The organism is Providencia sp. PROV175, assembly GCF_032707045.1.
Taxonomy (GTDB): Bacteria; Pseudomonadota; Gammaproteobacteria; order Enterobacterales; family Enterobacteriaceae; genus Providencia; species Providencia hangzhouensis.
The window spans coordinates 804,755-821,039 of sequence record NZ_CP120533.1 but is presented as its reverse complement, the minus strand read 5'-3'; the positions used below and the strand labels follow the sequence as shown (position 1 = coordinate 821,039).

General features: G+C 42.3%; 15 protein-coding genes. 3 read left to right on the top strand and 12 right to left on the bottom strand.

The features are described 5' to 3' along the window. Positions 1-28 precede the first annotated feature (28 nt). From ribD to queA, 7 genes are all read right to left on the bottom strand, one after another. The gene (gene ribD / locus P3L44_RS03455; protein ID WP_140172096.1) at positions 29-1,144 is read right to left on the bottom strand and encodes a bifunctional diaminohydroxyphosphoribosylaminopyrimidine deaminase/5-amino-6-(5-phosphoribosylamino)uracil reductase RibD; all 1,116 of its coding nucleotides are present in this window, start codon (positions 1,142-1,144) and stop codon (positions 29-31) included. Between the two features lie 5 nt (positions 1,145-1,149). Next, positions 1,150-1,599: a transcriptional regulator NrdR gene (gene nrdR / locus P3L44_RS03450; protein ID WP_004914623.1), complete on the bottom strand. Its 450-nt coding sequence runs from the start codon at positions 1,597-1,599 to the stop codon at positions 1,150-1,152. Between the two features lie 246 nt (positions 1,600-1,845). Then, complete coding sequence (gene secF / locus P3L44_RS03445) at positions 1,846-2,814, bottom strand: protein translocase subunit SecF (RefSeq protein ID WP_004905538.1); 969 nt, start codon at positions 2,812-2,814, stop codon at positions 1,846-1,848. Positions 2,815-2,824: 10 nt separating this feature from the next. Further along, on the bottom strand, positions 2,825-4,672 hold the full coding sequence (gene secD / locus P3L44_RS03440; protein ID WP_071585895.1) for a protein translocase subunit SecD: 1,848 nt from the start codon (positions 4,670-4,672) through the stop codon (positions 2,825-2,827). Positions 4,673-4,698: 26 nt separating this feature from the next. Continuing rightward, positions 4,699-5,031: a preprotein translocase subunit YajC gene (gene yajC, locus P3L44_RS03435; RefSeq protein WP_004905542.1), complete on the bottom strand. Its 333-nt coding sequence runs from the start codon at positions 5,029-5,031 to the stop codon at positions 4,699-4,701. 94 nt (positions 5,032-5,125) lie between these two features. Further along, positions 5,126-6,253, bottom strand: coding sequence for a tRNA guanosine(34) transglycosylase Tgt (tgt, locus tag P3L44_RS03430; RefSeq protein WP_004905543.1), 1,128 nt, complete (start codon positions 6,251-6,253; stop codon positions 5,126-5,128). Between the two features lie 91 nt (positions 6,254-6,344). Further along, positions 6,345-7,415 (bottom strand): tRNA preQ1(34) S-adenosylmethionine ribosyltransferase-isomerase QueA, encoded by a 1,071-nt coding sequence (gene queA / locus P3L44_RS03425; protein ID WP_272661674.1) that lies wholly within the window; start codon positions 7,413-7,415, stop codon positions 6,345-6,347. 484 nt (positions 7,416-7,899) lie between these two features. Here queA and P3L44_RS03420 point away from each other — a divergent pair, with 484 nt between their 5' ends. From P3L44_RS03420 to ggt, 3 genes are all read left to right on the top strand, one after another. Beyond that, entirely contained in the window at positions 7,900-8,511 is a 612-nt protein-coding gene (locus tag P3L44_RS03420) for an ACP phosphodiesterase (RefSeq protein ID WP_272661675.1), read from the top strand. A 217-nt stretch (positions 8,512-8,728) separates the two neighbouring features. Beyond that, positions 8,729-9,331, top strand: coding sequence for a peroxiredoxin C (locus P3L44_RS03415; RefSeq protein ID WP_004905550.1), 603 nt, complete (start codon positions 8,729-8,731; stop codon positions 9,329-9,331). A 239-nt stretch (positions 9,332-9,570) separates the two neighbouring features. Beyond that, complete coding sequence (gene ggt / locus P3L44_RS03410; protein ID WP_140172092.1) at positions 9,571-11,337, top strand: gamma-glutamyltransferase; 1,767 nt, start codon at positions 9,571-9,573, stop codon at positions 11,335-11,337. A gap of 41 nt (positions 11,338-11,378) precedes the next feature. Here the strand turns inward: ggt and nadS are convergent, their stop codons facing one another. The 5 genes from nadS to phoB form a co-directional block, all read right to left on the bottom strand. Next, positions 11,379-11,681 carry a NadS family protein gene (gene nadS, locus P3L44_RS03405; RefSeq protein ID WP_096864520.1) on the bottom strand — a complete coding sequence of 101 codons (303 nt, stop codon included), beginning with the start codon at positions 11,679-11,681 and terminating at the stop codon, positions 11,379-11,381. Between the two features lie 168 nt (positions 11,682-11,849). After that, positions 11,850-12,173 carry a type II toxin-antitoxin system RelE/ParE family toxin gene (locus P3L44_RS03400; RefSeq protein ID WP_180359519.1) on the bottom strand — a complete coding sequence of 108 codons (324 nt, stop codon included), beginning with the start codon at positions 12,171-12,173 and terminating at the stop codon, positions 11,850-11,852. A 161-nt stretch (positions 12,174-12,334) separates the two neighbouring features. Then, complete coding sequence (gene brnQ, locus P3L44_RS03395; RefSeq protein ID WP_004905565.1) at positions 12,335-13,660, bottom strand: branched-chain amino acid transport system II carrier protein; 1,326 nt, start codon at positions 13,658-13,660, stop codon at positions 12,335-12,337. A gap of 491 nt (positions 13,661-14,151) precedes the next feature. After that, positions 14,152-15,462 (bottom strand): phosphate regulon sensor histidine kinase PhoR, encoded by a 1,311-nt coding sequence (gene phoR / locus P3L44_RS03390; protein WP_004905567.1) that lies wholly within the window; start codon positions 15,460-15,462, stop codon positions 14,152-14,154. Positions 15,463-15,485: 23 nt separating this feature from the next. After that, the gene (phoB, locus tag P3L44_RS03385) at positions 15,486-16,175 is read right to left on the bottom strand and encodes a phosphate regulon transcriptional regulator PhoB (RefSeq protein ID WP_036958559.1); all 690 of its coding nucleotides are present in this window, start codon (positions 16,173-16,175) and stop codon (positions 15,486-15,488) included. Positions 16,176-16,285 lie beyond the last annotated feature (110 nt).

The window sequence follows — 16,285 nt, the reverse complement described above, 5'->3', positions numbered from 1 at the left end:
TCGTACGTATGATTTTCAAAAAAACCACTTACCATACGGGACGAAGCCTGACGCGTAGGTCTGGCCCGACTTGCTTCACTTCTGTAAATTCAAATTTTGGCGCATCAATAAGGGCATTAAGCGGTGGGAAGTCCACCAGACCTCGAGCGCTATTTCCTAATAATTTAGGCGCAATATAGACAATCAGCTCATCCACTAAACCTAACTTAAGCAATGAGCCTGCAAGTTTTGCCCCTGCTTCAACCCAAATGCTATTCACATTACGTTTAGCCAATTGCATCATCAAAATAACGAGATCGGTGCCGTTTTCATCAGCAGGAACAGCGAGTTGCTCAACTTGCCCTTGCCATACTGCATTTTCATCTGGGTTTGAACGCACTAACCAGCATTCACCATCTAATTGAGTGACTTTATGGCCAGAAGTCACACGATTGTGGTTATCCAACACAATACGAATGGGCTGGCGCACTTGGTTTTCTGGATAAACTTGTTGGATGTCTGATGGGAGCTCGTTCCAACGTACCGTTAAAGAAGGGTCATCAGCAACAACCGTGCTGCTCGTACTTAAGATAGCGCTAGCCTCGGCTCGAAGAGCTTGTACATCTTTGCGAGCTGCCGAGCTGGTAATCCATTTACTTTCCCCTGATTCAAGGGCGGTTTTGCCATCGAGTGAAGCGGCAAGTTTCAACTGGATATAAGGAAACCCGGTACGCATACGTTTTAAAAAGCCGCAGTTTGCCGCTTCAGCATCATCTAGTAAAACATTACTGTGCGTTTCAATCCCTGCTTGCGACAACATATACAGGCCACGGCCCGCAACTTGAGGGTTTGGGTCTTGCATGGCAGCAACAACGCGGCTTACACCCGCTTTGATCAGCGCCTCTGCACAAGGTGGGGTACGACCGTGATGACTGCAAGGCTCAAGGGTGACATAAGCCGTTGCCCCTTGCGCTTTATCTCCTGCCATCCTTAGTGCATGGACTTCTGCGTGGGGTTCCCCCGCTTTTTGATGATACCCTTCACCGACAATAGTACCATCACGCACAATCACACACCCGACATTTGGATTAGGTGATGTGGTAAAACGCCCTTTTCGTGCCAACTCAAAAGCACGAGCCATATACATGTTGTCTTGTTCAATCATTGGCGTTAATCCTGTAATTTAGCGATTTCTTCGCCAAATTCACGCACATCTTCAAAGCTGCGGTAAACAGAAGCAAAACGGATATAGGCAACTTTATCGAGCTTTTTCAGCTCATCCATAACCAAACTGCCAATTAATTTCGACGGGACTTCACGTTCCCCGGTAGCCCTAAGCTGGGATTTAATAGAAATAATAGCTTGTTCAATATCATCAGAACTTACAGGCCGTTTTTCTAATGCCTTTTGCATACCACGATTAAGCTTTTCTTCATCAAAAGGCTCACGAATATCGTCGCTTTTAATGACTCTAGGCATGACAAGTTCAGCCACTTCAAAGGTTGTGAAGCGTTCATGGCACAGTAAGCATTGGCGGCGTCTACGGACTTGGGACCCTTCACCGACCAGACGCGAGTCAATAACTTTCGTATCTACAGCTGAGCAGAATGGGCAGTGCATAGCGTTTCCTGAATCTATTTAGGGGGAGATAGTTTACCCTACTATGCGAGAAAAAACACCCTAGAAGATGCCTCCTAGGGTGTTCTCGTTGCTCTTCATATTTCGCGTTGTAGGGGTGTTGGCATCGTTTATTAACCCTAGTCACATACTTTATGTATGATCCTAGGGATTAATTACACTTGCCGCCTACCTACAACACGAACTATTTTGAGCACTAATTGGCTTAGTTACTCATCGTTTTTAAAACTAAGGCAGTAACGACTCTTGGTCTGCACCTTCTTTTTCGACTTTCGCTTGCATCAAGTGTTCACGCTTCATACCCATCTTCAGTGCTAATGCAGAAGCCACGTAAATAGATGAGATAGTACCGATAGTTACACCGATTAACATAACCAATGAGAAGCCTTCCAACATTGCGCCACCGAACAGGTATAGCATCAGAACCACTAATAATGTGGTTGCTGATGTCATAATGGTACGGCTCAATGTTTGCGTCAAAGAGACGTTCATGATTTCGTACGGTGTCCCACGACGAATTTTACGGAAGTTTTCACGGATACGGTCTGATACAACGATACTGTCATTCAGCGAGTAACCGATAACCGACATCAATGACGCCACGATAGTCATATCTATCTCAATATGGAACAAAGACAGAATACCTAAAGTAATCACCACGTCATGCGCAAGAGATAGCACGGCACCCGCAGCCAAGCGCCATTCAAAACGGAACCCAACATAGATTAGGATACAAATCAACGCAGTTAACAGAGCCAAAGCCCCTGTTTGCGCCAATTCAGCCCCAACACTTGGCCCCACGAATTCAATGCGTTTTACGGTTGCTTTATCATCCACACTTTGGTTGATAATCGTGATAATTTCTTTGCCGACTTCTTGACCCGCGGTGCCTTCAATAGGAGGGATACGGATCATGATGTCGCGGCTGCTACCAAAGTTTTGGATTAGTGGATCTTTATGGTTCGAGTTAGACAAGCTATCACGAATTTTATCCAAATCAGCTGGCTGACTTAAGTTGATTTCAATTACCGTACCACCTGTGAAATCTAAGCCCCAGTTAAAACCCTTGACGCCGATAATCACAAAAGAAGCAATCAGTAATACGATAGAAATGCTAAAGGCAACGTTGTCCCAGCGCATAAAGTCATAAACTTTACGACCATAGTTCAATTGTTCAACAGTATAATCCTGTGCCACAACGTGCTCCTTAAATTGACAGCTTGTTAATACGTTTACCGCCGTAAAGCAGGTTCACGATAGCACGTGTACCGACGATAGCTGTAAACATAGAGGTTGCGACACCAATCGCTGTCGTAATCGCAAAGCCTTTAATAGACCCAGTACCCACTGCATATAGAATAATCGCAGTGATAAGTGTCGTTAAGTTTGCGTCTGTAATACTTGAGAAGGCGCCTTTATACCCTTCATGAATCGCTTGCTGAACAGATCGACCGTTCTTGAGCTCTTCTTTAATCCGTTCGTTAATAAGAACGTTAGCATCGACTGCAACTGCAAGGGTTAATACAATCCCCGCAATACCTGGCATGGTCAGTGTTGCCCCCGGTAATAAGGACATCACACCAACAATTAACACCAAGTTTGCTAACAGCGCACTACTCGCAATCAGACCAAATTTACGATAATAAATAATCATAAACAGGATAGAAGCTAACAGGCCTGCGATACATGCTTTCAGCCCTTGCTCGATATTTTGCATACCCAGTGTTGGACCAATGGTACGTTCTTCAACAATTTGGATTGGCGCAATCAACGCACCAGCACGTAACAGTAATGAAAGCTGGCGAGCTTCAGTACCGTTAGTAATACCCGTAATACGGAATTTGCTACCAAAACGCGCAGAAATACGTGCCGCATTGATGACCTTTTCATCTTTCACCAAAATTGAACGGCCAGTTGCATCTTTTTTACCACTGTCTTTGTATTCAACAAACAGCGTTGCCATCAGCTTGTCTTGGTTATCACGTGTAAAGTCAGACATGATAGAACCACCAGCACTATCAAGACTGATACTCACTTGTGGTTGGCCATTTTCATCCGCTTCAGAGGTTGAGTCCGTAATATGGTCACCCGTTAAGATCACACGCTTATATAAAACGTAAGGCATGCCTTCACGGTCATATTTAACTTCTGAATCACCTGGTACACGGCCACTTTCTGCTGCGGAAGAATCGACTGAAGTATTCACCAAACGGAATTCTAATGTCGCAGTCGCACCTAAAATTTCTTTTGCGCGAGCAGTATCTTGGATACCGGGTAATTCAACCACAATTCGGTCAGCACCTTGGCGTTGAACGAGTGGCTCCGCAACACCTAATTGGTTTACACGGTTGCGAATAATAGTAATGTTCTGAGAAACTGCATAGTTACGTGCTTCACGTAAACGCTCGTCGGTCATAACAGCAATCATGGTGTTATCGCTGCCATCACTAAAGACTAAGTCTGGGTATTTACGAGACAATGCTTTTTCAGCTTGGCTACGATCGTCCGCGTTACGGAAACGAACTTCCACGCTGTAATCATTGCCTTTACGAATAGAAGAGTACGCAATGCCTTCTTGACGCAGGTCATTACGCAAACCATCCATGTTTTGTTCCTGCAATTTACCTAATGCAGTGTCCATATCAACTTCCATCAGGAAGTGAACCCCACCACGCAGATCAAGACCAAGCTTCATCGGTTCACCACCGATCGCTTCGAGCCACTTAGGCGTTGCAGGTGCAAGGTTTAATGCAACAACATACTGGTCACCCAGTGCATTCATGATCACTTCACGCGCACGTAACTGAACATCAGAGTTGTTGAATCGGGCTAAAATTGCCCCATTTTCTAGAGAGATAGATTTACTCTCAATTTTATCGTCTTTTAACGATTTTTGGACTTGGATCAGCGTTTGTTCATTGGCGGCGGTTCCCCGCACGCCAGTGATCTGAACAGCCGGATCCTCACCATATAGGTTTGGAAGTGCATAAAGCAAACCGATGAGGATCGCAAAGATCAACATCAGATACTTCCACAAAGGATAACGGTTTAGCACGGCAGTTCCCTTCGGGAGAATCAGAATTAAATTGCTTTCATTGTGCCTTTAGGTAAAACAGCAGCAACGAAATCACGTTTGATGGTTACTTCTGTGTTCTCACTCAACTCAAGAACCACATAACCGGTTTCAGACACTTTAGTTACACGCCCGATTAAACCGCCAGTTGTTAAAACTTCATCACCTTTAGTGATAGATTCCATCAATTTACGGTGTTCTTTCGCACGTTTTTGCTGTGGACGCAAAATCATGAAATAGAAGATCAGCGCGAAAACAACAAGCATGATAACCATGGTGTATGGACTACCTTGCGCTGGTGCACCTGCTGACGCCGCTGCTTCAGAAATAAAAAAACTCATTCAACTTTCCTCATTGTTTTATTGAAAGCAATTTTACATACAAAAAAGCTAAGTTTGATATGCTACACAGATTAGTGGCATTTCGCACTTAAATTCACTCGATATTTAATGAAGGTTCGGGTTTACCAATCTTTTGGTAAAAATCTTTAGCAAACTCTTCAAAATTCCCATTTTCAATGGCTTGGCGAATACCTGCCATCAAACGCTGGTAATAACGTAAATTATGGATGGTATTGAGCCTTGCACCAAGGATTTCATTACATCTATCAAGGTGATGCAGATAAGCACGGCTATAATGACGACAAGTATAGCAGTCACAATCAGCATCCAGTGTTGATGTGTCTGATTTATACTTAGCATTACGAATTTTTACCACGCCATTTGTCACAAATAAATGCCCATTTCGTGCATTTCGTGTTGGCATCACACAATCGAACATATCGATACCACGGCGAACCCCTTCAACTAAATCTTCAGGTTTGCCAACTCCCATTAAATAACGAGGTTTGTCAGCTGGAATCTGCGGGCAGACATGTTCTAAAATTCGGTGCATATCTTCTTTCGGTTCGCCTACGGCTAAGCCGCCTACAGCGTACCCATCAAAGCCGATTTCCACCAGTCCCTTAACTGAAATATCACGTAAATCTTCGTAAACACTACCTTGAATAATACCGAACAAAGCATTTTTATTGTTTAGTTCGTCAAAGCGTTGGCGGCTACGTGCAGCCCAACGCAACGACATTTCCATTGATGTCTTTGCATAGTCCCAATCTGCTGGATACGGCGTGCACTCGTCAAAAATCATGACAATATCTGAGCCGAGGTCATACTGAATTTCCATCGATTTTTCAGGGCTTAGGAAAACTTTTTCACCGTTGATAGGGTTGCGAAAATGCACACCTTCTTCTTTAATTTTGCGCATCGCACCAAGACTAAAGACCTGAAAGCCACCTGAATCGGTTAAAATTGGCCCTTGCCATTGCATAAAGTCATGGAGGTCACCATGTAACTTCATAATTTCTTGACCCGGACGTAACCACAGGTGGAAAGTATTCCCTAATAAGATTTGAGCGCCAGTTTCTTTCACTTCTTCAGGGGTCATCCCCTTGACTGTACCGTAGGTTCCTACTGGCATAAATGCAGGGGTTTCCACCACGCCGCGCTCAAATACTAAGCGACCACGGCGTGCATTGCCGTCAGTCGTTTGTAATTCATATTTCACATTTGCCTCCTAGCAGCAGAAAAACAGTCTGTTGCTATCGATAATATTAATTTGCTAAGCAAGCAGCCGATGCCACCGCTTATAAAACTGATTACTCACCAATTTTCTCAAATCGAGCGTTTGTATTGGGGGTAATAAACATAGCATCACCATAACTAAAGAAACGGTATTTTTGTTTAACGGCGTCTTCGTATGCATTCATGGTGTTTTTATATCCAGCAAACGCAGAAACCAACATAATTAATGTAGATTCAGGTAAGTGGAAGTTGGTGATTAGTGCATCTATCACCTGATATTCATACCCAGGGTAAATAAAGATTTGGGTATCATCAAAAAATGGAGCAATTAAAGCGTCTTGGCTTGCTTTTGCGGCACTTTCTAGTGACCGAACAGACGTCGTTCCAACGGCGATAACGCGATTACCTCGAGCTTTACAGGCTAAAACGGCATCCACGACCTTTTGTGGCACTTCTGCATATTCAGAATGCATAATGTGATCTTCGATAGTATCAACACGTACTGGTTGAAAGGTACCGGCTCCCACATGCAATGTCACAAACGCCATTTCTACGCCTTTTCGGCGCAATGCTTCAAGTAACGGCTCATCAAAGTGTAAACCTGCCGTTGGTGCTGCGACAGCCCCTAGTTTTTCACTATACACGGTTTGATAAAGTTCTTTATCTGACTCTTCATCAGGGCGATCAATATAAGGCGGCAGAGGCATATGACCAATTTGGTTTAGAATGCTTAATACATCACGTTCATCATCAAAGCACAGTTCAAACAATGCACCATGACGCGCGACCATGGTCGCCTTCACGCTTTCATCTTCACCTAACAGTAATTCAGCCCCTTCTTTTGGCGCTTTTGATGCCCTAACATGGGCTAATACGCGGTGTTCATCTAGCATACGCTCAATCAGAACTTCAATTTTACCACCACTAACTTTGCGCCCAAATAACCGTGCAGGGATCACGCGAGTGTTATTGAACACTAGCAAGTCACCGTGCTCCAATTTTTCTAGAATATCGGTAAAAACACCATGCGTGAGCTGCCCTGAACCGCCATCGAGACTTAATAAGCGGCAAGAACTACGTTCAGCCTGCGGATAATGGGCAATCAGTTCTTCAGGTAATTCAAAAGTAAAATCAGAAACACGCATTGTATTGACATCAATCTAAAAAAACAGGCGACTAGTCTAGTGCCGCGCTGACTTTGGCGCAAGAAATAAGCGTAAAATAGTACAGAAAAACACCATTATTTAACAAATATTTTGTTAGCAAAAAATTCTGTACGCTATTTGTTCATTCAAAGAATGAATTATTTCAATTTCAATAAACTTTCATGACAAATTTATTTCGACTTTTTTATTTTTTTCTCTCAGTACTGATACCCCATGAATTTCGAATTAGAGGAATTCTTTATTCCTCTGCCAAGTAATGTCCTGTGAGTTTCGAATTCAACATAATTACTGCTATAGTTTGAGCAATCAAAAAGCTAGCTAAGCTGCGCTGCATGTCCTATGGATTTCGAATCACAGGTAGGCAGCAAGTAAAGATATCCCGATGAGCATACATGAGTATGTGATTCGGGTGGCTTTACGAAGCTAACACCCCTGTGGTTTGAAAGACGACGGACATTTTAAAGTGAATTATTTAGCGCACCTCCACCTGGCCCACCTCGCTGACAGCTCCTTGCTCGGCAACATCATGGCTGACTACGTCCGCGGAAACCCTACGGGCCTTTATTCATCTGAAGTTGTCTCTGGTATCTTTATGCATCGAGCCGTCGACCGCATTACGGATACCCACCCTTTAGTCAAAGAAGCTAAGTTGTTGTTTCGTGATAAATATCGCCGTGTTGCGCCCATAACCTTGGATTTAGTCTGGGATCATTTTTTGTCGCTGCACTGGTCGACTATTGAGCCATCAATATCGCTAGCGGGCTTTGTACGCGACTGCCGAACAATAATTGAGCCACAACTTTGTCATACTCCTGAAAAATTTCAGGAGTTAAATGAATTCCTTTGGCCACAGCAGTGGCTGATACGCTATGCGGATAAAAATTATATTGGTAAATCACTGAATGGTATGGCGAGAAGGCGCCCCAAGCTTGGAGCGCTAAGTGGTTCATTTAACGACTTTTTATTTCAGTATGATGCGTTAGAAAATATTTTCTTTCAATTTTATCCAGAAATGATGGCTAATGCGCTGCAACATTTTTTTGTACAAAATGTCACAATTAACACAAAGGAATAAATTAAAGCTTGCACTTTAATGGAATAAAACTATCTTATTGATATTAATTTAATAAACCAGTATGATTGATAGCCAAAACCTATCACAATAATCGGTTTAAATGTCTTTATTATCAAAAGATATTTTTCTATTCTTTTGGCAGTCTATGTCCACACTATTTATCAGTGATTAAATAGACAGGACAAAAAACTTTAATTCAAACTCATAGGAGTAAATTATGGTTCTGGTAACACGTCAAGCCCCTGACTTTACTGCTGCAGCTGTTTTAGGTAATGGTGAAATCGTTGATAACTTCAACCTGAAAACCCACCTGAACGGCCGTCCAGCTGTGATCTTTTTCTGGCCAATGGACTTTACTTTCGTTTGTCCTTCAGAGCTGATCGCATTCGACCACCGCTACGAAGAATTCAAAAAACGTGGCGTAGAAGTTGTAGGTGTTTCTTTTGACTCTGAGTTTGTTCATAACGCATGGCGTAAAACACCAGTAGATAACGGTGGTATTGGTGAAGTTAAATACCCAATGGTTGCTGATATCAAACGCGAAATCATCAAAGCTTACGGTATTGAACACCCAGATGCAGGCGTTGCACTGCGTGGTTCTTTCCTCGTTGACAAAAACGGTGTTGTCCGTCACCAAGTCGTTAATGACCTGCCATTAGGCCGTAACATTGACGAAATGCTGCGTATGGTTGACGCGCTGCAATTCCACGAAGAGCACGGTGATGTTTGCCCAGCTCAGTGGGAAAAAGGCCAAGAAGGTATGAATGCTTCTCCAAAAGGCGTTGCTGACTACCTGACTAAAAACTCTGCAAAACTGTAATTCGTTACGCGAGTTTTTGAAAAGCGGGCATTAGGCCCGCTTTTTACTTTTTGTGAACCAAGTCTATCTTTTCTCTTCCTACTAGCAATTATTCCACTCAGTTAACAATTCTTAACTCAAATACTCAATGTTTTGTATTATTGTGTGCTATACATTAAAAGCACAAATAATTAACAAATTATTCATATTGAATATTTGTGCGATAGAACACCTCACCTAACCTTAACTGGGAGATACGAATGATAAAAACATCATTACGCCCTGCGGTTCTACTTCTTTCCTTACTTGTTTCCAGTCAACTATATGCCGCCTCCGAACCTGCGGTTGAAGCAAAAAAAGGCATGGTCGTTTCTTCCCAACATTTAGCATCACAAATTGGGGCTGATATTCTAAAATCAGGCGGTAATGCCATTGATGCAGCTGTTGCGGTAGGGTATGCACAAGCCGTTGTTAACCCTTGCTGCGGCAATATCGGTGGTGGTGGCTTTATGACTATTCACCTAGCTGATGGCAAAGATTTATTCATCAACTTTAGAGAAACTGCCCCCGGTGCCGCTAGTGCAGATATGTATCTAGATAAAGATGGTAAATTGATTAAAGATGCCAGCTTGTATGGCTACCTCGCATCTGGCGTACCCGGTACCGTTAAAGGCCTAGACTATGCCTTAGAAAAATACGGGACAATGAGCCGCCAACAGGTGATGGCTCCTGCCATAAAATTAGCCAGAGAAGGCTTTACTCTAACCCGTGCAGATACCGATGTTCTCGACACCACAACAGAACGTTTTAAACAAGACCCTGAAGTGGCTCGTATCTTCTTAAAACCAGATGGCAGTGCCTTCCAACCAGGCGACTTATTAGTCCAAACCGATTTAGCTAACACACTAGAAAAAATTGCCAAAAATGGCCCATCTGCCTTTTATGAAGGAGAAATCCCCAAAATTGTTGAAGAAGCATCGAAAAAAAATGGTGGTATCTTAACAGCAAAAGATTTTGCGGATTTTACAATTACAGATACAGCGCCTGTCAGTTGTACCTATAGAGGGTATCAATTTATCTCTGCTCCACCACCTAGTTCAGGCGGGGTAACTATCTGCCAAACGCTTAATATTTTAGAAGGATATGACCTCAAAGAAATGGGCTTTAACTCTGCGGACTATATTCATACTCTTACAGAAGCGATGCGCCATGCTTATATGGATAGAAACACCTTCCTTGGTGACCCTGAATTTGTCGATAATCCAACCGAAAAATTACTCAGTAAAGCTTATGCAGAAGAGTTACGCAAAGAAATCAAACCCAACCAAGCAACGCCATCAACCCAAGTTCAACCGGGAATAGGGCCACACGAAAAACCAGAGACAACACATTACTCTGTAGTAGATGAAAAAGGAAATGCGGTTTCAACGACTTATACGATTAATGGCCGATTCGGCTCTGTTGTTATCCCTCCGGGGACAGGGTTCTTCTTAAACGATGAAATGGATGATTTCACCACGAAAGTCGGCGAGAAGAATTTATATGGCTTAGTACAAGGGGAACGCAACTCTATTGCACCGGGTAAACGCCCATTATCATCCATGAGCCCGACTATCGTGACGAAAGATGGCAAGGTATTTTTAGTTCTCGGTTCACCGGGAGGCTCACGGATTATTTCAATTACGCTGCAAACCGCTTTAAATATTATCGACCATGGTATGCCACCGCAAGAAGCCGTTAATGCGCCACGTATTCATCACCAATGGCTCCCTGATGAGGTTTATTATGAGCAAAGAGGGGTTTCTAAAGACACCTTAGCGCTCCTCGATAAAATGGGTTACCAGATGGTTGAGCAAACGCCATGGGGAGCTGCCGAGTTGATTATGGTCGCGATCCCTGAAGGCGCTGGTGTTAGTGCCAAATCTTCGGGTAATGATTCCGCTGTTTCAGGAAAAGTACGCGAAGGCTTTATCTATGGCTCGAATGACGTAAGGCGCCCAGCAGGCAGTGCAGTTGGGGTTGATTAATCGCTGTCGAAGGATCCAACCCCTTCACTGATGGGGTTGGATTAAATATGAATGGCCCTCAACTCATTAATCAGGCTTGGTTTCTTTTCTAAAAGATACAACAATTTGAGGGCCATTCCTGATGGAAACCGACGTTGTTGTTCCCAGCTACGGACCAAATCAACACTAGAACCTATCGCTTCTGCAAACTCTTGTTGTTTCATACCAGAGTGTTTACGAATAGCTTTAACATCTGGTAGTTCGAAGCGATGAATATTTTCACTAGCAGGAACTAATTCACCTTTCTCGATAGCAACCATCTCTTCTAAGCTACTCACTAAATCGTCAAAAAGCTTTTTTCCCATACCATTATCCTTATTACATAACTCATTCAATTCTATATTTTAAATAATTCGAGCGGCAGTTAGGTGATAAAGGAAGATAGACGGAAAGCATAGATAAACTATGTGACTCGGCTATCTGAGCGTAATCAACACCGCTGCAACTTGAAAGATTACGAGTATATTTAACCATTAAGCAAGCTTTTGAATGATTGCTCGTAAAATCGCTTTTTCTTGTTCATTCAAATCTTCCTTTGCGTTCTTAGTATAAATCGTAAGCAAATACAACCTACCGCTCATGGTTCTGTTATAATAGATAACCCTAACACAACCACGTTTTCCTTTATTTAAGGCTCTCCAACGTATTTTTCTACATCCTCCAGAGCGGCTTATTACGTCACCATACTCATAGTTTTCTAATAAGAAGGCCTGAAATAATTGAAATTCATTATCTTCCATAATTAGTTTACGTTGCTGACTAAAAATTCTAGTTTCAACAAACTCTAAATAATTCATTTGCACCTCCTTGCGCATTTCCTATCCAATTTACTAGTACTCCGTACTAACTTCAACAAAAAATATCATTAGCCCCATTCAAAACGAGTTATGTAACCGCTCTGGTTACACAAAAAAAGGCCGCTAACATTAGCGGCCCTTCGATTCAATAATTGAAATTACTATACTTGTTTATGCTGCGCAGCGGGTGCCACAAACTTATCGCATAAAATTGCCACGACCATCACAACAACAGTTGGTAATACCCAGACTAAATCTTGCTTATACAGTGGCATTGCAGTCATCCATTCAGGAATATAACCTTTCAGATGATCTGACGCTTTTACGGCGCCAATTAGACCGACCACAAAGCTGACTAACATTGTCGGCGCAATCACTATCGTTGGGTTTTTCCACCACTTCAATGTAAAGCTTAATAAAATTAAGACAATACAAGGTGGATAAATTGAAACTAGCACGGGTAATGAGAAGGCGATTAACTTACTCAAACCTAAGTTTGAGATCACCATGGAGAACACACCTAGGATCAATACCAGTTTACGGTAAGAAATCGGTACATACCGGCTGAAGAACTCTGCACAAGCACAAGTTAAGCCGACGGCAGTTACCATACAAGCAACAAATATTAATACCGCAAGGAAGAAGCTACCGTAATTACCAAAAGTATATTGGACATAGGTATGTAAAATGTCAGCGCCATCAGCAGGGTTTGGAATTAACGAACCACTATTCTCACCAAGCTTAAACAATGACAAATAGACCAGCGTCAATAATACCCCTGCAATTAACCCTGCCCACATAGTATAACGAGTTAATAATGAAGAGTTTTCGATACCCCTTGAACGCGCCGCATTAACAATAACGATACCAAATACCATCGCACCGAGGGTATCCATTGTCAGATAACCATTGATAAAGCCGTTCGAGAAAGCCATCTCACGATATTCTATTGTTGACGGAATCGGGTCACCCGCAGGCCACATGACAGCCGCAATACCCAAAATAGCCAAAGCTAGCATTTTTACAGGCGCTAAAATGTGCCCAACGCTATCGAGCAGTTTTCCTGGGTATAATGAAATACCAATAACTAGAACGAAGTAAACCACGCTGTAGATCAGTAATAGCATATCGGACTCACCACCGAATAATGGTGCGATACCGACTTTATAAGATACAGTTGCCGTTCTTGGCGTTGCGAATAGAGGCCCTACCGACAAATAAGCAACAACCGCCAATAGTAGCCCTGCAGTTTTGCCAACAGGCGTACTTAGTGCTTCAATACCCCCACCCACTTTAGCCAGCGCAATAACCGTTAAAACAGGTAAACCCACACCAGTAACCAAAAACCCTAGTGCCGCAGTCCAAACTTGTTCCCCTGCCTGCAAACCAACCATAGGGGGAAAGATAATGTTTCCTGCCCCGACGAATAACGCAAAAGTCATAAAGCCTAATGCGATGATATCTCTTGATGATAAACGATGAGCCATATTATGTTATTTTTAAGTGACAAAATAGAAAATTATGGGTTTACACTTAGCAACCCTTTGAAATATATATAGCGAGATAGAATTCTGATAAACATACTGTTAACAATATAAAAAAGTATATTTGCTTGTATCACACAAAATGAAAAGTCAAAAAACAGAAAAATTCGCCAATAACTGACAACAAGTAGAACTTTTATAGGGCAAAAAGGCAATAGCAAACCTAAAAACAAGAATAAATAACTAAACTAATTTTCAGAACTAGTGATTACTTTCAGTAAAATCCCAATACTCGTTATATGCTTTGTTCGAAAAATGAACAGCTCATCTTTTTCTAGTGATTATAATTGATTATTTAACAGAATATATAATTAACGTGGCGACAATTATCAGCATTAAATATATGAATATTGAATTGAATACCTATATGGACTGGTGAATAGAAATAATTCCACTTTATTAATATTTTGATCATATTAATAAAGTGGAATTATTTACCCATTTTTAAGTTTTTTATCATCAACAATTAGTACTGTTGGTAACGTAAATGAAAACTCACTCCCTTTACCTAACTGGCTCGTCACCACCAACTGACTACTATGATGTTGTAATGCATGTTTAACAATAGCTAACCCAAGGCCTGTACCTCCACCGCCTTGGCGGGAACGTGCTTTATCTACTCGATAAAAACGTTCGGTTAAACGAGGGATATGCTCTGCGGGTATCCCTTGCCCATTATCTCTCACACTAAAACGCGCCCCTTGCCCGCTTCTCTGCCAATCAACCCAAATTTTGGTGCCTTCAGGCGTATGGCTGATCGCGTTATAGACTAAGTTCGCCACTGCACTACGTAATTGCTCTTCATTACCATGAACACGCAATTTTTCATCAACATGAAATTCAAATTGATGACGCCCTTGGCTTAAACTAAGCGCTTCTTGCTCAATCATTTTGAGAATGACAGGGATATTCACTTGCTCATCAAGGTTAATTTGAGGGGCAATTTCGATGCGTGATAGCTGCAAAAGCTGCTTAACTAAGTTATCCATGCGGTGCGTTTGCTCTTGCATAACATGCAGTGCTTTTTTATTGACCGCAGTCACGTTTTCTTGGTCATCCATAACCTCTAGGTAACCTTGAATGACAGTGAGGGGAGTCCGTAATTCATGGCTCACATTCGCAAAAAAGTCCCTACGCGCCTTTTCCAAACGACGTTTTTCTGTCACATCTCGCGCAACCATCAATAACTGCCCTTCGGTATATGGCAAGATACGAAACTCAACGATTTCACCACTATTGAGCTCGATAGTCAGCGCTTGGTCATAACGTTTGATGGTGAAGTAACGGCTAAAATCAGGATAACGTAATAAATTAAAAATATGTTGACCATTATCTTCAGGCCAACGAAAGCCGAGTAAAGCCTGCGCATGGCGATTACACCAGAAGATATTCCCTTCGGTTGTCATCATTACCACTGCATCAGGTAGTGATTCTGCACCACTACGAAACCGTTTAATTAACTGACCTAATTCACGGCGGCGTTTTCGATTACGTTGCTGCATCTGGTAGATACCATAAAAAATGGGTTCCCACCCACCTCGCCCTTCAGGGGGCAACATACTTTTATCTAGCCATAACCAGTAAGAAAGCTTGAGCAGGTTATACCCATGCCATATCAGTGCAGCAAGTAGCGATATCACTAATAGCCACGCTAGGTGGCCAATAAAAACCGATAAAATAAGGGCGGGTAAGATAAATAAAAACAGCCCCCAAATTAGCTGCTTAATCGATAAACGTTCAAGCACGCATGCCTCTCCCTTTGTGGGTTTTAATAACGGATAGAAAAACGATAACCTGTACCACGTACAGTTTGTACCATTTTATCATGACCTTCCGTCTCTAGTGCCTTTCTTAACCGCCGAATATGCACGTCAACGGTTCTATCCTCAACATACACATTGGCTCCCCAGACATAATTTAGTAGCTGTTCTCTACTATATACGCGTTCAGGGTGAGTCATGAAAAAATGTAGTAATTTATATTCAGTTGGCCCCATATCAATAGGGATGTCATTGCTGGTCACACGATGAGAGGTAGGGTCTAATGTTAACCCATTCATTTCAATAATATCTTCCGTCGCCATTGGTGAAATACGACGTAAAATTGCCTTTACCCGAGCAATTAATTCCTTCGGTGAAAATGGCTTGATAAGATAGTCATCCGCGCCAACTTCCAAACCTTTTACGCGGTCTTCTTCTTCTCCTCGTGCAGTTAACATCATGACAGGAACGTCACGCGTTGCGCTATCACGCTTCATATGCTTAATTACTTGAATACCGGAGCCCCCTGGGATCATCCAATCCAGTAGGACGAGGTCGGGTAGCGGGTCAACGAGTTGTGCAATCGCACTGTCATAATCATCAGCTTCAATAGGCTGAAAACCATTCTGTTCTAATACAAAACAAACCATTTCTCGGATGGGCGCTTCATCTTCAACAACTAGAATGCGTCTTGCCATGATTGTTCCTGTAAAATTAAGAAGACATTTAAAATGTGAAAGCATTATGCGTCACTTTTATGACAGAATTATGAATATCCATGTGTAAAACGCATATTAATCTTTATTTT

Coding starts and splice junctions, on each gene's coding strand:
- nadS (WP_096864520.1), bottom strand. CDS start 11,681: ATGGGAAAAAAGCTTTTTGACGATTTAGTGAGTAGCTTAGAAGAGATG.
- nrdR (WP_004914623.1), bottom strand. CDS start 1,599: ATGCACTGCCCATTCTGCTCAGCTGTAGATACGAAAGTTATTGACTCG.
- yajC (WP_004905542.1), bottom strand. CDS start 5,031: ATGAGTTTTTTTATTTCTGAAGCAGCGGCGTCAGCAGGTGCACCAGCG.
- ribD (WP_140172096.1), bottom strand. CDS start 1,144: ATGATTGAACAAGACAACATGTATATGGCTCGTGCTTTTGAGTTGGCA.
- ggt (WP_140172092.1), top strand. CDS start 9,571: ATGATAAAAACATCATTACGCCCTGCGGTTCTACTTCTTTCCTTACTT.
- P3L44_RS03400 (WP_180359519.1), bottom strand. CDS start 12,173: ATGAATTATTTAGAGTTTGTTGAAACTAGAATTTTTAGTCAGCAACGT.
- brnQ (WP_004905565.1), bottom strand. CDS start 13,660: ATGGCTCATCGTTTATCATCAAGAGATATCATCGCATTAGGCTTTATG.
- phoB (WP_036958559.1), bottom strand. CDS start 16,175: ATGGCAAGACGCATTCTAGTTGTTGAAGATGAAGCGCCCATCCGAGAA.
- P3L44_RS03415 (WP_004905550.1), top strand. CDS start 8,729: ATGGTTCTGGTAACACGTCAAGCCCCTGACTTTACTGCTGCAGCTGTT.
- queA (WP_272661674.1), bottom strand. CDS start 7,415: ATGCGTGTTTCTGATTTTACTTTTGAATTACCTGAAGAACTGATTGCC.